The 690-nt window shown below is 57.8% G+C and carries 2 protein-coding genes; one reads left to right on the top strand and one right to left on the bottom strand.

The window, feature by feature from the left end:
• Positions 1–209, top strand: a 209-nt coding sequence (locus tag TR36_RS14205) for an efflux RND transporter permease subunit (RefSeq protein WP_062763545.1), incomplete at its 5' end; no start/stop codon positions are given.
• On the opposite strand, the gene TR36_RS14200 is transcribed toward TR36_RS14205, so the two are convergent.
• Positions 187–501 (bottom strand): potassium channel family protein, encoded by a 315-nt coding sequence (locus tag TR36_RS14200; protein ID WP_045394188.1) that lies wholly within the window; start codon positions 499–501, stop codon positions 187–189. The genes TR36_RS14205 and TR36_RS14200 overlap by 23 nt on opposite strands.
• Between the last annotated feature and the right edge of the window lie 189 nt (positions 502–690).

Below are 690 nucleotides of genomic sequence, written 5' to 3'. Positions count from 1 at the left end.
GGATGTTCAACACGGGCGTGGACCGGCTGACGGGCGGCTACATCAACGTGGTCCGGCGCCTGATTACCCGTCCTATCCGCATCCTGATCGTGGTTGCGGTTGTTGCCGGGGCCTGCTGGTGGACCTATGACAACCTGCGCACGGGCTTTCTGCCGACCGAGGATCAGGGCGTTCTGATGACGATGGTCACCCTGCCACAGAGGAGATGATACGTTCTGCAATGGCAGAGGCCGTCACGACGAATATTCCCAAGCCGCTGATCACGTAGAAGATGGTAAAAACCTTACCCATCGCTGTTTGGGGCGAGAAATCTCCGTAGCCGATCGTCGATATGGTGATGACGGAGAAATAGGCCGCATCTAGCCAGCTCCACCCCTCGGCCCATCGATAGAATATCGAGGCCGTCGTAATCATGACGCATGTCAGCGCCAGCAGGAAACGAACCCAGCTGTCGGTAAATGCGGCGTGGATCCCCGCACCCAGATTACGGACGGGCTTCATCAACCCCCCTCATATGCTGCGACATCCCCTGCCAGCAGGACAGCAAAAAGCCGTGTCGGCCCGAAACTGGACAGGATGATGGCGATGATGGATGTCAACGGGATCGCGAGAATGGCACCGGGAATACCCCAGAGTGTTGAACCAGAGGGCCAGAGCGACCAATACGACGAAGGGCGACATGTTCATCTT

The sequence above is a fragment of the Falsirhodobacter sp. alg1 genome (genome assembly GCF_000739715.2).
GTDB lineage: Bacteria > Pseudomonadota > Alphaproteobacteria > Rhodobacterales > Rhodobacteraceae > Falsirhodobacter.
Note: the sequence above shows the minus strand (reverse complement) of the source record. Positions and strands in the feature narration are given on the sequence as shown.

What these genes read in the sequence shown, in the direction of transcription:
- TR36_RS14200 (WP_045394188.1), bottom strand. Translation starts at nt 501, where the DNA reads ATGAAGCCCGTCCGTAATCTGGGTGCGGGGATCCACGCCGCATTTACC.